Origin of the sequence: Sinorhizobium sp. KGO-5 (assembly GCF_036245905.1) — a bacterium.
Lineage (GTDB): Bacteria > Pseudomonadota > Alphaproteobacteria > Rhizobiales > Rhizobiaceae > Sinorhizobium > Sinorhizobium meliloti_A.
Window position 1 is genome coordinate 636625 of the sequence record NZ_BDIZ01000003.1, and the last position, 16561, is coordinate 653185.

Here is a 16561-nt window from a genome sequence, read left to right on the forward strand (position 1 = left end):
GTTCACTCCTTGAGGGGTGTCGTCAGCTCCGTTTCCTCGGTGTCGAGAACGAACACCGCCAGCAGCCGTGCAGGTTCGGTATCGCTGGCATTCGCACTCACTTGATGTCGGGAGCCTGGATCTTCGTAGAAGTTTTCGCCGGCCTGATAGACCTTTTCCGGGGAGCCGTTGACGCTGCTGCGGATCGCACCTTCGAGCACCGTCGCATAGATGAAGGCGGACTTCGGATGCGTGTGGGCGGGCGACCCGCCGCCCGGTCCGTATTCGACAAGGACGCCCCGCATGCTTTTGCCGGGCACGTTCGGAAGGACGTGATCGAATACGACGGTCACCTTGCCGGCAGGCCGGTCGCCTGCCGAGGCTGCAGTGAACGAGAGCGCTGCAAGAGCAACGGCCGAGAGAAATCGCGTGAACATTTCAGTTCTCCTTTGAGAGCGCTTGTGGTGTCGGCGCGGCCCGGTGCCGCGTCGGCTTTTCGATTGTTCGCGGGAGCCTCAGCCCGCGGCCTGGCGGCCGAGCCAATCCTCGAAGCGGATCGCGCCGAGGCGCGGGTTCTTGCCGGGGGTCAGCGATTGATCGTCAAGCACGGCGCCGAAGTAGCGCGCGTGGACATCGGGCAGGACCTTGCGCGGGTCCTCGGTCTGCCTCAGGAAGCGCCTGACCAGTTCATCGAGCGGTATCGCCTCGGGCCCGGCGACTTCGAGCGTGCCGTTGACCGGCGGTGCGACCGCAACCTCGGCGAGCGCTGCCACCACGTCGTCGGAGGCGATCGGCTGGATCAGCGCCGGCGACAGGCGTATCTCGTCGCCGACGGCGGCCGACTGGGCAATGCCGCCGACGAACTCGAAGAACTGCGTGGCACGCAGGATGGTGTAGGGAATGCCGGATGCCTTGATGAGGTTTTCCTGCGCGACCTTCGCACGGAAATATCCGTTGTCGGGAAGACGTTCGCTGCCGACTATCGACAGGGCGATGTGGTGGCGGACGCCGGCGGCAGCTTCCGCAGCCAGCAGGTTGCGGCCCGACGTCTCGAAGAATTCGAGGACGGCCTTGTCCTCCCACACCGGCGCATTCGCCACATCGACGACGACATCCGCACCGTCCAGGGCCCCCGCGAGGCCCTCGCGGGTGATGGTGTTCACGCCCGTGTTGGGGGAGGCGGCGAGCACATCGTGGCCGCGCTCGCGAAGGTTCTTCACAAGTTTCGATCCGATGAGGCCGGTGCCTCCGATAACGACGATCTTCATCGCTTGTCTCCGCTTCTCTCGACTGCAACCATTGCCGTCGGTCTGAAGAAAGAGTGCCTGCGCGCGTCGGGGAAGTCCCTGTGGCGGGCTTGAATTGCCCTTCAAGGAAGCTTGAATTTTCGTCCAAAGAACGGTTGCTCGACCGGCATGCCTTGCTGCCGGCGGAGCAGCCAGTTACGCGATGGCGTGCTATCAGATATTATTCGCCGGTTGCCCGGATAGCGAACCGAGGGCGGTCGGCCAGGGGATGCCGAAGTGCAATTCATGTTTGGAGACTACGTGCTCGACCAGGAGCGCCGGGAACTCACCCGGCGCGGAGAGGTCGTGTCCGTCGGACCGCAGGTCTTCGACCTCCTGCTGCATCTCGTCGGCACCCGCGACCGCGTCGTCAGCAAGGACGAGTTGCTCCAGGCGGTGTGGGGCGGCCGCATCGTCTCGGAATCGACGATCACCAGCCACATCAATGCGGTTCGCAAAGCCATTGGCGACACCGGCGGGGAGCAGCGCCTGATCCGGACGGTCGCCCGCAAGGGCTTCCGCTTCGTCGGCGACATCAGGGTCGGAGGGATCGCAGAAGTCCGACAGCCCGTCGGTGCCGGCGTCGCCTTAGAGGCCTCCGGCGGATCGGGAGAAGCACCCTCCGCGCTCGTCCTTCCGGACAAACCCTCCATCACCGTCCTGCCCTTTCAGAATCTCAGCGGCGATCCGGAGCAGGAATATTTCGCCGACGGCATCGTGGAGGACATCATCACCGCCCTTTCGCGCATCCGCTGGCTGTTCGTCATCGCGCGCAATTCGAGCTTTCGGTATAAAGGCCGGGCGGTGGAGGTGAAGGACGTCGGCAGGGAGCTTGGCGTGCGCTACGTGCTGGAAGGCAGCGTGCGCAAATCCGGAAACAGGGTGCGCATAACCGGGCAGCTCATCGACGCGACAACCGGGACGCATCTCTGGGCGGAGCGCTTCGAGGGCACCCTGGACGACATTTTCGAGCTGCAGGACCGGATGGCGGAAAGCGTCGTCGGCGCTATCGCACCGCAGGTCGAGCGGGCGGAAATGGAGCGCGCCAAGCGCAAGCCGACGGAAAGCCTCGACGCCCACGACTATTATCTGCGCGGAATGGCAAAACTGCACAGCGGAACCCATGAAGCAATCGAGGCCGCACTGCCCTTGTTCTATCGCGCGATCGAGCTCGATCAGGAATTTGCGTCCGCCTATGCCGGGGCGGCCTGGTGTTATTTCTGGCGCAAATTGAACGGCTGGATGGTCGATCGGGGCGAGGAAATAGCCGAGGGAGCGCGCCTGGCGCGGCGGGCGGTCGAACTCGGCCGCGACGATGCCGTAGCGCTGACGAGAAGCGGGCACGCGCTCGGACATCTCGTCGGAGACCTGGACGGCGGCATCGCGCTCATCGACAGGGCACGGCTGCTCAACCCCAACTTCGCCCCCGCCTGGTTTCTAGGCGGTTTCCTGCGCGTTTTCCGCGGTGAACCGGAGAGTGCGATCGAGCATATCGAGCATGCAGCCCGTCTGAGCCCGTTGGACCAGGAAATGTTCCGGATGCAGGCCGGAACGGCACTCGCGCATTTCTTCGCCGGCCGTTTCGATTCCGCCCTGGTCTGGGCGGAAAGGGCGCTGGGGAACCTGCCCAGCCTTTTGGTCGCGGTCGCCCTGGTGGCGGCGAGCCATGCTCTTGCCGGACGGACGGAGGAAGCGCAACGGGCGATGGAGCGCCTGCGCCGGCTCGACCCGTCGCTGCGCCTTTCCGACCTCCAGGACTGGCTGCCGATCCATCGCCCGGAGGATCTCGCGCGCTTCGCGGACGGACTGCGGCTGGCCGGGTTGCCCGAGTGACCGGATGCGGCGGAAAGCCGCTGGACACACCGTTTCTGGAAGTGCTTACCTCTAGCCTTCGTATGTGCCGACGATCTCCGCTTCTCCAACGAGATGTTTGCGGGCCCTCTCCCAGGCTTCCGCCGCGCCCACGTCGTCGGGGATCGAAAGATTGGCCGCGTCGAGGGCGGCGAGCCTGAACCGGTAACGGTGCACGCCTGTTCCGGAAGGCGGCTGCGGCCCGTCGTAACGGGCGTTACCGAAATCGTTCTTCATGAACTTGATCCCACGTTCGGGGCCGGTATCGACGGCCTGCGGAAGCTCGGTCCAATTGCCGGGAATGTTGATAATTCCGCAATGGCGGAACAAACCGCTCACCGCATCCGGATCCTCCACGATCAACGCGAAACTCGCAGTTCCCTCGGGCGTGCCCGTCCATTTCAGCGGGGGAAACAGGTTCTCGCCGAAACGGGTGTATTTCTGCGGTATCGGCTGGCCGTCGGCGAATACGGGACTGATCAGACTGAAGGTCATCAGTTGCCTCCTTCCATGTACAAGCAAATGCCGCAGCAATCTTTGCAGGTCCGGCGGGACGCTCGGCGCGGCTGCCGCGGAAACGAGAGCGCGGGGCATTGCCCCATCGGCGCCTCCTCGCGCGAATAGGAGAACCAAGAGCCGCGACTTGTGTTCCCGAAGGCGGCAGGCGCCGCAAATCCGGGCAGCGCGAACAGCGCCCGATAAGGCGGATAAAATTTCGCCGGACGACCGGAACTTTGATCCTCGTGATTGTGTTGATGGAGGGCACATCGGCGGCGAGTGGGCCGGTTGCAGTCAACACGTTTCCCGGAACATGAGCGATGCAGATACTGTCTGTCACGGCCGAAATTTTTCCGCTCGTCAAGACCGGCGGCCTGGCAGATGTAGCGGGATCGCTCCCCAAAGCACTCAGGGCTCACGGCATCCACACGCGCAGCTTCGTTCCGGGCTACCCCGGCGTCATGCGCGCGCTCAGCGACGCGACCCCCGTCGCCGCGTTCGAAAACCTGTTCGGCGAACGCGCCACCCTTATCGCGGCCAGGGCTCAGGGGCTGGATCTCTTCGTGCTCGATGCGCCGGCCTTCTATGACCGGGAAGGGGCTCTCTACGTGGACAGGCATGGCCGGGAATATGCGGACAACTGGAAGCGCTTCGCCGCCCTTTCGCTGGTCGCATCGCAAATCGCGGGCGGGCTCGTTCCCAACTGGCGGCCGCATATCATTCACGCACATGACTGGCACGCGGCGATGAGCCTCGTCTATCTGAAATACGCAGGCGACGACATCATTCCTCGCGTCCTGACCGTGCACAACCTCGCGTTCCAAGGGCAATTCCCGGCCCACTACTTCCCCGAGCTCGGCCTGCCGGCGGACGCCTATTCGATCGACGGCGTCGAATATTACGGCGATATCGGGTTCCTCAAGGGCGGCCTGCAGGCAGCCGATGCGATCACGGTCGTCAGCCCCACCTATGCGCGGGAAATCATGTCTCCGGCCTTCGGCATGGGGCTCGAAGGCGTGATGAACGAGCGGCATGCGGATGTCGTGGGCATCGTCAACGGCATAGACCTGGAAGTGTGGGATCCAACCTCGGATCCCTGCATCGAGCATCACTATTCGGCACGCGTGCCGCTGCGCCGCCTGCCCAACCGGCAGGTGCTGCTCCGGCATTTCGGCCTGCCGAACACCTGCGGGCCGGTCTTCGCCAGCGTCAACCGACTGACATGGCAGAAGGGCATGGATATGCTCGCCGCGACCGCCGGCGAGATTGTCAAGAATGGCGGCACCCTGATCATCCATGGGCAAGGCGAGGAGAAGCTGGAGGCCGCATTCATGGATCTCATGCGACGGTACCCGCAAAACATAAGCGTCAGCATCGGTTATGACGAGCAGCTTGCCCACAGGATCCATGCCGGCGCGGATGCGATGCTCGTTCCGTCCCGGTTCGAGCCCTGCGGCCTCACGCAGCTTTACGCTCTGCGCTACGGCTGCGTTCCGGTCGTCGCCCGCACGGGCGGCCTGTCGGAGACCATCATCGATGCCAACGATGCCGCGCTCCATGCCCATGTCGCGACGGGCATCCAGTTTGCGCCCATCGACGAGGACGGGCTACGCCATGCACTGCGCCGCACCTTCCGGCTCTACCGGCTGCGACGCGTCTGGGAGGGACTTCGCCGGCAAGGCATGAAAACCGACTGCTCGTGGCATCGCAGTGCGGCCCGCTATGCGGAGCTTTACAGCGAACTCCTCAATCCCGACATGCGTCTGGTCGGCAGCGCCTGACCTGGAAACTCCAGGAAAACTGCGCAGCGGTTTTCCGTCCGGAGCTTCGAAAGCAAAGGGCTGAGCATTCGGAGGAAAGCGGAAATGCGCCAGCGCGATACCGGGCGCGTGCCCCGCCTATCCCGCAATCCGCAATTTCGCGGAATGCTATCATTCGCAAAGGTGATGAATTGATAAGCAGTGCGGCATGGATTGCGCCGCCCGAATATGCGAATGGCTGCGGCAGGCCAGACGCCGGATTCGCTGAAGCCCGAGCTCCTGTCCGCAATGTTCCGCGGAAAACGCGGTCCCGCTCTGAAGGAATTCGCACCCATGGCCGTCGACAGCGTCCCCGGCAACCTTTCCCGTGAAAACGGCGCCGCCCGCGCCGGCGTGGTCGTCATGCTCCTCGGCATGTTGATGTTCTCGGTGAACGACGTCATGGGCAAGTGGCTCGTCGCCACCTACTCGGTCGGGCAGGTGGTGCTGATCCGCAGCATCGCCGCTGCCCTTCTGCTGGCGCCCTTTCTGTGGGTGAGCGGCCCGAGAAAGCTCTTTACCCTCGAGCGGCCCGGCCTTCAGTTTGCCCGCGTCGTCGCCTCGACGGCCGAGGTGGTCGCGTTCTATTTCGCTGTCGTCTACCTGCCGCTGGCCGACGTCATGACCTATTGGCTGGCGGCGCCGATCTATGTCGCGGCCGTTTCGCCGCTGGTGCTGAAGGAACCTGTCGGCTGGCGGCGCTGGACGGCGATCGGCATCGGCTTTGTCGGCGTCGTCGTCGCGCTCGAACCGTCGTCACAGGCCTTCACGCTGCCGGCCGTCATTTCGATTCTCGGCAGCATGACCTTCGCCTTCATGATGATTTCCGGGCGGTCGCTGCGCGGCACTCCGGATACGACGCTTGCCTTCTGGCAGATCGTCGGCGCCGCTGTCGCCGGCCTCGTCTGGGCACCCTTCGACTGGACACCTCTCAAACCGGTCGACACCGCGCTCATCTGCCTGCTGGGCGCCGTCGCGATGATCGCCCATGTGCTCGTCAACCGGGCGCTGAAGCTCGCCGACGCCGCAACGGTCGCCCCGCTGCAGTACACGCTGCTCTTCTGGGCAATCTTCTTCGGCTGGCTGATCTTCGGCGACACGCCGCGGCTGTCGATGGTGATCGGCGCCGCCCTCATCGTCGCTTCGGGCCTCTTCATTTTCTTCCGCGAACAGCAGCTGAAAAGGCAGGGGCGGCTGAAAGGCTGAGTCCCCGCCGCCGCCCCCCCGCATCAACGCGAAGAATATCGATTATCGCGCCTATCGATTTCGCTTATGTAAAATCTGTCCCTAAAGTTCTTTGGAAGCGCCGAACAAAGGCGCAACCGAGGGGAACGAACATGCGAAAGCTCATTCTGGCACTGGCACTCGCCGGCACTGCACTGTCTTCTTCCGCCGTTGCTGCGGAGAAGCTGAAGATCGGAACCGAGGGCGCCTATCCGCCCTTCAACTTCGTCGATTCCAGCGGGAAGATCGGCGGTTTCGACGTGGAAATCGGCCTCGCGCTCTGCGAGCGCATGAAAGTCGAGTGCGAAGTCGTCGCTCAGGATTGGGACGGCATCATTCCGGGCCTGCTTGCCAAGAAGTACGATATGATCATCGCCTCGATGTTCATCACCGAGGAGCGCAAGAAGCAGGTGGCTTTCAGCAATCCCTATTACCTCGCCGCGATGACGCATGCGGCACCGAAGGGTGCCGGCATCACCGACTTCAGCAACGAGGCGCTGAAGGGCAAGGTGATCGGCGCCCAGGCCGGCACGACCCAGGCCGACTATATCGCCGCCGTCTACCCGGATGCCGAGATCAAGCTCTATCCCACCCAGGACGAAGCCAATCTCGACATGGTCAACGGCAGGCTCGACCTGCAGGTCGGCGACATGCTGCCGCTGCTCGATTGGGTCACCAAGAACGACGACGGCAAGGGTTGCTGCGAGCTTATCGGCGAGCCGATCACCGACAAAAAATTCGTCGGCGACGGCGTCGGCATTGCTGTCCGTCAGGAGGACAATGAACTGCGCGAGAGGCTGAACAAGGCACTTGACGAGATCCGCGCCGACGGGACCTACAAGAAAATCAACGACAAGTATTTCACCATCGACGTCTATACGATGAAGTGACGGCGCATGCGTCTCATCCGGCCTGCCGACAGGCCGGATGAGACGCAGAATCTATTTTTTCCCCGAAAACGCGAACACATCGACCGGCTCGTCAAGCCCCCGCAAGACATAGGAACCCAGATTTTCCATCTGGCCTCTACAGCCTGCCTTTTCGACGAAGGCTCTTGAGAGCAGCACCGGACGCTTCAGCTCCTTCGTAAGGGTTTCGAGCCGCGAGGCGATGTTGACCGCCGGTCCGATCACCGTGAAATCGAGACGCCTGCGCGAACCGATATTGCCATACATCACATCGCCGACATGGACGCCGATGCCGTAGCCGAGCGGATCGTGGCCCTTGCGCAGGTTCTCCTCGTTGAGAACGGCAAGAGCGGCCTGTGCCTCGCCGATGGCTCCGAGAAGCTGACTGCAGGCACATGGATTGCTGAGCGGAAAGATCGCCAGAAGCCCGTCGCCCATGAATTTCAGGATCTCCCCGCCGTGCCGTTCGATCGGTTCCGACATGGCATCGAAATAGCCGTTGAGGAGTTCGATGACGTCGTCGCGGGGCCACAGGTCCGACAGCTTCGTGAAGTCGCGCAGATCGCAGATGAGGATCGCGGCACCCACCGTCACGCCGCTGCCGCGCGTGGTCGCTCCGGCAAGGATCTGCTCGCTCGCATGCGGCCCGACATAGGTCTCGAGAAGCGTGCGGGCGAAGCGGTTTTTCAGCCGGATCTCGCTGACAAGCGCCAGGGCCGGCAGAATGTCCTTCAGGAAGGCGAGATCATCGGGGCTAAATCCGCCCGGCCTGTCGCTCGCAAAGGTCACCGCGTGCCGCTTGCCGAGCGTATGGAGCAGCGGCCAGATGATGTATTCGGTCAGTCCCTCCGCGCGCAGTTCATCATAGAGCGGGTAATCCGGACCCGCGGCCATCGGGTCGTCAAGGCGTCTGCGCACCTCCTCCGCCCCCTCGTTGAAATCGCGCAAGGGGCTGCTCAGATATTGGGTGGTGTCCTCGACGCCATAGGCATAGGTATCGAGCTCCGCATCCGCCAGGCCCTTTCGCCACAGAATCCGTGCACCGATCCACTGCGGGTGGTGAATTCTGAAATGAAGCGTGGCGCGGGCGACGGGCACGCCCGCCTCCACCAGCCTGTCGCACATCTCCACGAAGATGTTGTCGATGAAGCGTTCATCGCGCGTCTCGATGACGAGCCAGTCGATGATCCGGCGCCGCCGCGCCGGCCATGTTCCCTCGCTTTCGCCTGGCAAAGGCGGGTGTGGCTCCGTCGGAGACTGAACCGCGACGTTCGCCTCGCTCGGATTCGTGATGGCCATTTCAAAACCCCAGGGATTGCTGCGCGGGCTCCGGCGGAGCGACCTTGACGCCTTCCATTTCGAGCATTCCGAGCTTGGTGGATGAACCGCCCGGCGCCGAGAAGCCGCCGATCTTGCCGCCGGCTGCGAGAACGCGGTGGCACGGGATGATCAATGCCACGGGATTCTTCGCCATCGCCTGGCCGACATCCCGGGCCGCCTCCGGACCTGCTCCGAGCTCCTTTGCAAGCGCGCCGTAGGTCGTCGTGCTTCCCCACGGGATCTTTCGCGCGGCCTGATAGACTTTCTCGAAGAAGGCGTCCTGCCCCTGCAGATCGAGATCGAAGCGGGAAAAATCGGTCTCCCTTCCCTCGAAATAGGCCTTCACCGCCGCAACCGCTTCGGCAACCCTCGGCGGCGGCTCTTGCGGGGCTCCGTCCGGCAAACGCCGCAGAAGCAGTCGCTCGGTGGATTCGGCGCTTCGCGTCGGCAGTTGGAAGCGCGTGATGCCCGCATCGCTCCAGGCGATGCCGCAGAAACCGCGCACGGTTTCGAAAATATGGTAGTGGTTCATGAGTTCGCTCTCCTCCAGCACCGCATGGCCGATCGAGGCACACCGGGTCGCTGTAGCGCTTCGAATTCCTTCATGGAGAATCGTGCGCCCGGGCGTTCAATTCAACCCGTTTTCCCTAGGGGGCGGCTAAAAAAGACGATCTGATTTTCGTCATTCATGCCTTGGCGCTCGCCGGATCTCTTGCGAGGATGCGGATAGCTTGAACCGACCGGTGCATCGCTTGACCTCAAAAGTCGACTTCTTCGCGCGCAGCGCAGTCCAGGTGGCGGCTGATTTGATCGGCGCCGCTTTCACCGTTTCCGGTGTCGGCGGCATTATCGTCGAAACGGAGGCCTATCTTCCGGACGACGCGGCGTCGCACAGTTTTGCAGGCGCCACGGCGCGCAATCGCGCCATGTTCGGTCCGCCGGCGCATGCCTACATCTATCTCTCCTACGGCCTGCACTGGTGCCTGAATTTCGTCTGCCTGCCCGGCAGCGCCGTCCTGATCCGCGCGATCGAACCGAAATGGGGCATAGAGACGATGCGGGCGAGACGTGGCGTCCGTGAAGAGAGGCTGCTGTGTTCCGGGCCGGGACGTGTCGGACAGGCGCTGGCGATCAGCCGGGAGCTGGACGGATTGCCGCTCGGAGAGGAGCCGTTCCGCCTCACCCCGCCATCCACGCAACCGCCGATCGCCACCGGCATCCGCGTCGGCATAACCAAGGCGGCAGAACAGCCCTGGCGGTTCGGGCTGGCCCGCTCATCCTTCGTGAGCCGCAAATTCTGAAGCAGCTTCGCCGGTCCGGTGAAGTCGTTCCCCGATACCCGTTCAAGTTGACACGGAGACCCGCTTCTGTCCTTAAGCTACACCCCGGCGCGTCTTATCGGACGCGAAATATCGCTGTAGCACTTTGATCTTCTGCATGTCGTTGTCTTCCGATCGGATAGATTAAAGGACAAATGTATCGACGGTTCGATCAGAGCTGATCGTAAGTGGACGAGCTTGATGACATCACGATGGACATGGTTGTTTTCGCAGATCACGCGGCGGATCTGGTTTCGAGCCACGCTTTTCTCCATTCTCGCGATTATAACCGCACTCATCGCAATTTTCCTTGGCCCGTTCATTCCGCGAGACCTTCCGAACCGAATAGGGGCGCACGCAGTCGACAACGTGCTGGGGATCATCGCTTCCAGCATGCTGACGGTCTCGACATTCTCGCTAAGCACGATGGTATCAGCCTACTCGGCGGCAACCAATAGCGTTACGCCACGGGCAACGAAGCTTCTCATGGAAGACAGCACGACACAGAACGTGCTCGCGACCTTCATCGGGTCGTTCCTGTTCAGCCTCGTCGGCATCATCGCTCTCAGCACCGGCGCCTGCGGCGACCAGGGCCGCCTTATTCTGTTCGTGGTGACGATCGGCGTCATCGTCCTGATCATCGTGACGCTGCTGCGCTGGATCGATCATCTATCGCGCCTCGGACGCGTTACCGAGACGACGGAACAGGTCGAGGCGGTCACGATCGAGGCAATGCGATCGCGGCGGCTACGACCTTACCTCGGCGGAAACCGGTTGGACGATGCCGCACGCATCCCCGCATCCGCCACGCCGGTCTTTATCGACAGGATCGGTTACATCCAGCATCTCGACGTAAGCGGGCTTTCCGCCATCGCGAACGATAGGAAGACCTGCATATTCGTCCGATTGATACCCGGCCAGCTTGTCGATCCAAACCGGCCCGTCGCTTCCGTCGACGGCACACCGGACGAGCATGTCTTTGCCGAGATTGCCAGGTGCTTCTCGGTGGGAGATACGCGTTCGTTCGATCAGGATCCGAGGTTCGGAGCAGCGGTGCTGGCTGAAATAGCGTCGCGCGCCCTGTCGCCGGCCGTCAACGACCCCCGGACCGCGATCGACGTCATCAGCCGTGCGTTGCGCGTGCTTGCCGTCTGGACCGAGCCCGTGGAGAAGGCGCTCCAGGACGAGGTGCTCTATCCAAAGGTCTACGTGCCGGCGATCGAACTCGACGAAGTTTTCGACGATCTGTTCACGCCAATCGCGCGGGACGGCGCTGCTATCGTCGAAATAGGAGTCCGCCTTCAGAAGGCGTTCGGCACGCTCGCCAAATTCAACCAGGACCGGTTTCGCGATGCAGCCATGCGGCATTCGAAAGAAGCGCTCGAGCGAGCGGAAGCGGCACTTGGCATTGCCAGCGATCTGCAGAGGCTGAGGCGGGAGGCTGACAAGGTCGGGAATGGCTGACAACTACCGGTGTCCCAGAACATGAACACGCTATGGCCGCATGGAAAAGTCCCGCTAGACGAATTCCGGAAAAAGGCGCCCGCAGTTTTCCGCCCGCATCCCGCTCGAATTCTCTAAGATCGCGGATACAGTCGTTCAACGTCCGGAACATGAAGGTAGAGGAGGCGATTAGATGACGAAATCGAACATAGGCTTCATCGGGCTCGGATTGATGGGTCAAGGGATGGCGGCAAATATTCTGAAAAAGGGTTGGCCGCTCCAGGTGATGGCGCATCGCAATCGGGCGCCGGTGGAGACGCTTATTGCCGAGGGCGCACGCGAAGCCAGGACGCCGCGCGAGATGGCGGAGCAATGCGACGTCATCGTCCTCTGCGTTACCGGCTCGCCTGAGGTCCTTTCGGTCATCGGTGGCCCGGAGGGCATTGCGAGCGCGGGCAGGCCGGTCACCATCGTCGATTGTTCCACATCCGATCCCTCCGTCACGACGAAGCTTGCAGCAGATCTCGCGGCAAGCGGCCTTACGCTGATCGACGCGCCGCTCAGCCGTACGCCGGCCGATGCCGCCGCGGGCACGCTCGATGTGATGGTCGGCGGCGCGGAATCAGACGTACAGCGCGTGTGGCCGGTACTCGAATGTTTCGCCGGTCGAATCATTCACACGGGGCCGACCGGCTCCGGTCACACGATGAAGCTGCTCAACAACTTCCTGTCGATGGGCTACGCGGCGCTCTATTCCGAAGCGCTGATGCTCGGACGCAAGGCCGGGCTGACGCCCGAGGTCTTCGACAGCGTCATTCGCGGCGGCCGGATGGATTGCCCCTTCTATCAGACCTTCTTCCGCTGGGTCCTGGAACGCGACCCGAACGCCCATAAATTCGCGATCCGCAACGGCTTCAAGGACATGAGCTATCTTGCCGGCTACGCCATTGCCGCCGGCGCCGCCAATCCGGTGGGGGCGGCCGTCCGGAACTCATTTGCACAGGCGGTCGGCGCGGGCCGCGGCGAGGACTATGTGCCGATGCTGTCGGATTTCATCGCCGAGGCGAACGGTCTCGAGTGAAAGCGGGGGCGAGCGCCCCTCGCCGGGCGCCATGACAGAATTCCATCAGCGGTGAAATGCAATCTTGCAGGGATGCAACATTGCCGCTGATCTGCGCCTTTGACTGCGTCTCGCGGAATGGTGAATGTGGCTGCGCCGGCAAATGGAACAAACGTTCCGGCATCACCGCATCACTATTCCCCCAGGAGACTTCCGGCATGACCGCCCTCCCCTTCGCCCTCAACCATATGGCCGCTCCCGGCCTCCCGGTCGACGCGTTCTTCTCGCTTGCGAGATCGCTCGGCATTTCCCTGGTCGAAATCCGCAACGACCTGACCGCCAACGCCATTGCCGACGGGACGCCTCCGGAGGAGGTGAAAGCCCTTGCGGAGAAGCACGGTCTGACGATCGTCTCGATCAACGCCTTGCAGCGCTTCAACGAATGGAATGAGCAACGGGCAGCCGAAGCGCGCGAACTCATCTCCTATGCACGCGACTGCGGTGCGAAGGCTCTGGTGCTGGTGCCCGTCAATGACGGCAGCGGCAAGGAGGACGGCGTGCGGCAAACCAACCTTCGGCAGGCGCTTGGGGCGCTGAAGCCGATGCTCGACGCGGCCGGCGTTATCGGTCTCGTGGAGCCGCTCGGCTTCGAGATCTGTTCGCTGCGCTCCAAGGCGGAGGCCGCCGAAGCGATCCGGGCAGTCTCGGGTCAATCGAGCTTCCGCCTGGTGCACGACACGTTCCACCATCACCTTGCTGGCGAAGACCAGCTTTTTGCGGATCTCACCGGCCTCGTACACATCTCCGGCGTCATCGACGAAAACCTGGCCGTCTCGGATATGCGCGATCCGCATCGCGTTCTCGTCGACGCCGCCGACAGGCTGGACAATCAAGGCCAGATTCGCCGGCTGCGGGACGAGGGCTATGCTGGCCCCTTCTCCTTCGAGCCCTTTGCCCCTTCGGTGCACGGACTTGCGGACCCGGCGGACGCCCTGCGAGAGAGCATGGACTACCTTCGGTCGCGGAGCTGATCGCCACCGGCAGTGGAAAGAGCTGGATTCCAAACCGGCGCGCCCGGGCGCTCTTGACGGCATCCCGATAAAATGGAATACATATTCCGTAATGTCAAAACACTGGTTTTTTTATTCCGTTTTGATCGGAAGCGTAGCGGGAGTGCCGCTTCCGGTCGAAGTCTGAACGCGATCTCGGGAAGAAGGTCGCGTTCCCGGCCGAAGAAGGTGTGGCCGGCACCAAGTGGAGGAGAAGAACAATGAAGAAATTTTTCATAGGCACTGCGATGGCCGTCGTGATGTCGACGGCCGCGCATGCGGAGACCATCGGCGTGTCGATGGCGCTCTTCGACGACAACTTCCTGACGGTGCTGCGCACCGGCATGCAGGATTACGCCAAGACGCTTGACGGCGTCGAGCTGCAGGTCGAAGACGCGCAGAACGACGTCGCCAAACAGCAGAGCCAGATCCAGAATTTCATCGCCGCCGGGGTCGATGCCATCATCGTCAACCCGGTCGACACCGATGCGACCGCCGCCATGTCGAAGATCGCCGCGGATGCCGGCATTCCGCTGGTCTATGTCAACCGCGAGCCGGTGAACGTCGATACGCTTCCGGACAAGCAGGCCTTCGTCGCGTCGAACGAACAGGAATCCGGCACGCTGCAGACAAAGGAAATCTGCAAGATGCTGGGCGGCAAGGGCAAGGCCGTGGTCATGATGGGCGAACTCTCCAACCAGGCTGCCCGCATGCGCACCAAGGACATCCACGACGTGATCGCGACCGACGAATGCAAGGGCATCGAGATCGTCGAGGAGCAGACCGCGAACTGGTCGCGCACCCAGGGCTCGGACCTCATGACGAACTGGCTTTCCGCCGGCCTCGAATTCGACGCCGTCATCTCCAACAACGACGAAATGGCGATCGGCGCGATCCAGGCGCTGAAGGCGGCCGGCCGCTCGATGGATTCCGTCGTCATCGGCGGCATCGACGCAACCCAGGACGCGCTCGCGGCCATGGCGGCCGGCGACCTCGACGTGACCGTTTTCCAGAATGCAGCCGGCCAGGGCAAGGGCTCGGTAGACGCCGCGCTGAAGCTCGCCAAGGGCGAGCCGGTGGAGAAAAAGGTCTATATTCCCTTCGAACTCGTCACGAAGGAGAACCTGGAGCAATATCAGGCGAAGAACTGACCGGCGCTGCCGGGGGCGCGGCAATGCCGCGCTCCCGAACGCCACGCCTGCTTCGGATTCGCACCGAGGAAGGCATGCTCCGCCACCGCGTGGACATTCCGGTTGAACCGGAACATGGGAGGCAACGAGAATGACACTCAGTCCCACGACAATGGCAGCCGTGCGCGCCAGCGGCGCCGTTCCGAAATCCGAATACCTTCTGACTGCAGAAGGCGTTCGCAAGGAATTTCCGGGTGTCGTCGCACTCGACGACGTGGAGTTCAAGCTGAAGCGCGGCACCGTGCATGCGCTCATGGGCGAGAACGGAGCCGGCAAGTCGACCTTGATGAAAATCCTCGCCGGGATCTATCATCCCGACCAGGGCGAGGTGAAACTCAGGGGCGCCGGCATCCGGCTGAAGTCGCCGCTCGACGCGCTCGAGAACGGCATCGCCATGATCCATCAGGAACTGAACCTGATGCCTTTCATGACCGTCGCCGAGAATATCTGGATCCGCCGGGAACCCAAGAACCGCTTCGGCTTCGTCGACCATGGCGAGATGCGCCGCATGACGGCAAAGCTTTTCGAGCGGCTAAAGATCGATCTTGATCCCGAGATCGAGGTCCGTCACCTCTCGGTCGCCAACCGCCAGATGGTCGAGATCGCCAAGGCGGTCTCCTACGAGTCCGACGTGTTGATCATGGACGAGCCCACCTCGGCGCTCACCGAACGCGAGGTGGCCCATCTGTTCGAGATCATCCGTGACCTGCGCTCGCAAGGTATCGGCATCGTCTACATCACCCACAAGATGAACGAGCTGTTCGAGATCGCCGACGAGTTCTCGGTTTTCCGCGACGGCAAATATATCGGCACCCACCTCTCGAACGAGGTCACCCGCGACGACATCATCCGCATGATGGTTGGACGTGAAATCACCCAGATGTTCCCGAAGGAGGAGGTGCCGATCGGCGACGTGGTGCTGTCGGTGAAGAACCTGACCCTCGACGGCGTCTTCCGCGACGTCTCCTTCGATGTGCGCGCCGGCGAGATCCTCGGCGTCGCAGGCCTCGTCGGATCCGGTCGCTCCAACGTCGCCGAGACGCTCTTCGGGGTCACGCCGGCCAGCTCGGGCACGATCGCGATCGATGGGAAAGAGGTCGTGATCGACAGCGCCAATAAGGCGATCCGCCATCGGATGGCGTTTCTGACCGAGGATCGCAAGGACACCGGCTGTCTGCTCATCCTCGACATTCTCGAAAACATGCAGATCGCCGTGCTGCAGGACAAATTCGTCAAGGGCGGCTTCGTCAGCGAGAGGGAGGTCACCGCCGCCTGCGAGGAGATGAGCCGCAAGCTCCGGGTCAAGACGCCGAACCTGCAGGAGCGCGTCGAGAATCTCTCGGGCGGCAACCAGCAGAAAGTGCTGATCGGCCGCTGGCTGCTCACCAATCCGCGCATCCTGATCCTCGACGAGCCGACGCGCGGCATCGATGTCGGCGCCAAGGCGGAGATCCACCGCCTGGTGACCGAGCTCGCCCGCAACGGCGTCGCGGTCATCATGATCTCGTCGGAAATGCCGGAAGTGCTCGGCATGAGCGACCGGATCATGGTGATGCACGAGGGCCGGGTCACCGGATTTCTCGACAGGGCGGAAGCTACCCAAATCAAGGTCATGGAGCTTGCGGCGCGATAGAG

15 protein-coding genes are annotated in these 16561 nt (G+C 62.7%); 10 read left to right on the top strand and 5 right to left on the bottom strand.

The window, feature by feature from the left end; all coding sequences use genetic code 11:
* Positions 1-2: 2 nt before the first annotated feature.
* The gene (locus BHD07_RS17050) at positions 3-416 is read right to left on the bottom strand and encodes a cupin domain-containing protein (RefSeq protein WP_100671340.1); all 414 of its coding nucleotides are present in this window, start codon (positions 414-416) and stop codon (positions 3-5) included.
* A 78-nt stretch (positions 417-494) separates the two neighbouring features.
* The gene (locus tag BHD07_RS17055) at positions 495-1247 is read right to left on the bottom strand and encodes an SDR family oxidoreductase (protein ID WP_338281881.1); all 753 of its coding nucleotides are present in this window, start codon (positions 1245-1247) and stop codon (positions 495-497) included.
* 255 nt (positions 1248-1502) lie between these two features.
* On the opposite strand from BHD07_RS17055, the gene BHD07_RS17060 reads away from it, so the two are divergent.
* Positions 1503-3098, top strand: a complete 1596-nt coding sequence (locus BHD07_RS17060; protein ID WP_338281883.1) for a winged helix-turn-helix domain-containing tetratricopeptide repeat protein — start codon at positions 1503-1505, stop codon at positions 3096-3098.
* 51 nt (positions 3099-3149) lie between these two features.
* Here BHD07_RS17060 and BHD07_RS17065 read toward each other — a convergent pair whose 3' ends face one another.
* Positions 3150-3611 (bottom strand): YbhB/YbcL family Raf kinase inhibitor-like protein, encoded by a 462-nt coding sequence (locus BHD07_RS17065; RefSeq protein ID WP_338281885.1) that lies wholly within the window; start codon positions 3609-3611, stop codon positions 3150-3152.
* 323 nt (positions 3612-3934) lie between these two features.
* Here BHD07_RS17065 and glgA point away from each other — a divergent pair, with 323 nt between their 5' ends.
* The 3 genes from glgA to BHD07_RS17080 all read left to right on the top strand — a co-directional run bounded on the left by glgA (position 3935) and on the right by BHD07_RS17080 (position 7527).
* Positions 3935-5395: a glycogen synthase GlgA gene (gene glgA / locus BHD07_RS17070; protein WP_338281887.1), complete on the top strand. Its 1461-nt coding sequence runs from the start codon at positions 3935-3937 to the stop codon at positions 5393-5395.
* Positions 5396-5707: 312 nt separating this feature from the next.
* Complete coding sequence (locus BHD07_RS17075; RefSeq protein WP_026168730.1) at positions 5708-6619, top strand: DMT family transporter; 912 nt, start codon at positions 5708-5710, stop codon at positions 6617-6619.
* A 131-nt stretch (positions 6620-6750) separates the two neighbouring features.
* Entirely contained in the window at positions 6751-7527 is a 777-nt protein-coding gene (locus tag BHD07_RS17080; RefSeq protein ID WP_338281890.1) for an ABC transporter substrate-binding protein, read from the top strand.
* A gap of 51 nt (positions 7528-7578) precedes the next feature.
* Here BHD07_RS17080 and BHD07_RS17085 read toward each other — a convergent pair whose 3' ends face one another.
* Together BHD07_RS17085 and BHD07_RS17090 are read right to left on the bottom strand one after the other, a co-directional pair.
* Complete coding sequence (locus BHD07_RS17085) at positions 7579-8844, bottom strand: adenylate/guanylate cyclase domain-containing protein (protein WP_275599409.1); 1266 nt, start codon at positions 8842-8844, stop codon at positions 7579-7581.
* 1 nt (position 8845) lies between these two features.
* A complete protein-coding gene (locus BHD07_RS17090; protein WP_102763653.1) occupies positions 8846-9397 on the bottom strand; it encodes a methylated-DNA--[protein]-cysteine S-methyltransferase in 552 nt (183 codons plus the stop codon).
* A gap of 211 nt (positions 9398-9608) precedes the next feature.
* Between BHD07_RS17090 and BHD07_RS17095 the strand changes: the two genes are divergently transcribed.
* The 6 genes from BHD07_RS17095 to BHD07_RS17120 all read left to right on the top strand — a co-directional run bounded on the left by BHD07_RS17095 (position 9609) and on the right by BHD07_RS17120 (position 16559).
* On the top strand, positions 9609-10166 hold the full coding sequence (locus BHD07_RS17095; protein WP_338282309.1) for a DNA-3-methyladenine glycosylase: 558 nt from the start codon (positions 9609-9611) through the stop codon (positions 10164-10166).
* Between the two features lie 219 nt (positions 10167-10385).
* Entirely contained in the window at positions 10386-11648 is a 1263-nt protein-coding gene (locus tag BHD07_RS17100) for a DUF2254 domain-containing protein (protein WP_338281894.1), read from the top strand.
* A 172-nt stretch (positions 11649-11820) separates the two neighbouring features.
* Positions 11821-12708, top strand: coding sequence for an NAD(P)-dependent oxidoreductase (locus BHD07_RS17105; protein WP_338281895.1), 888 nt, complete (start codon positions 11821-11823; stop codon positions 12706-12708).
* Between the two features lie 197 nt (positions 12709-12905).
* On the top strand, positions 12906-13718 hold the full coding sequence (locus BHD07_RS17110) for a TIM barrel protein (RefSeq protein WP_338281896.1): 813 nt from the start codon (positions 12906-12908) through the stop codon (positions 13716-13718).
* 239 nt (positions 13719-13957) lie between these two features.
* Positions 13958-14887, top strand: a complete 930-nt coding sequence (locus BHD07_RS17115) for a sugar ABC transporter substrate-binding protein (RefSeq protein WP_100671316.1) — start codon at positions 13958-13960, stop codon at positions 14885-14887.
* A 130-nt stretch (positions 14888-15017) separates the two neighbouring features.
* Positions 15018-16559, top strand: coding sequence for a sugar ABC transporter ATP-binding protein (locus BHD07_RS17120; protein WP_338281900.1), 1542 nt, complete (start codon positions 15018-15020; stop codon positions 16557-16559).
* Positions 16560-16561 lie beyond the last annotated feature (2 nt).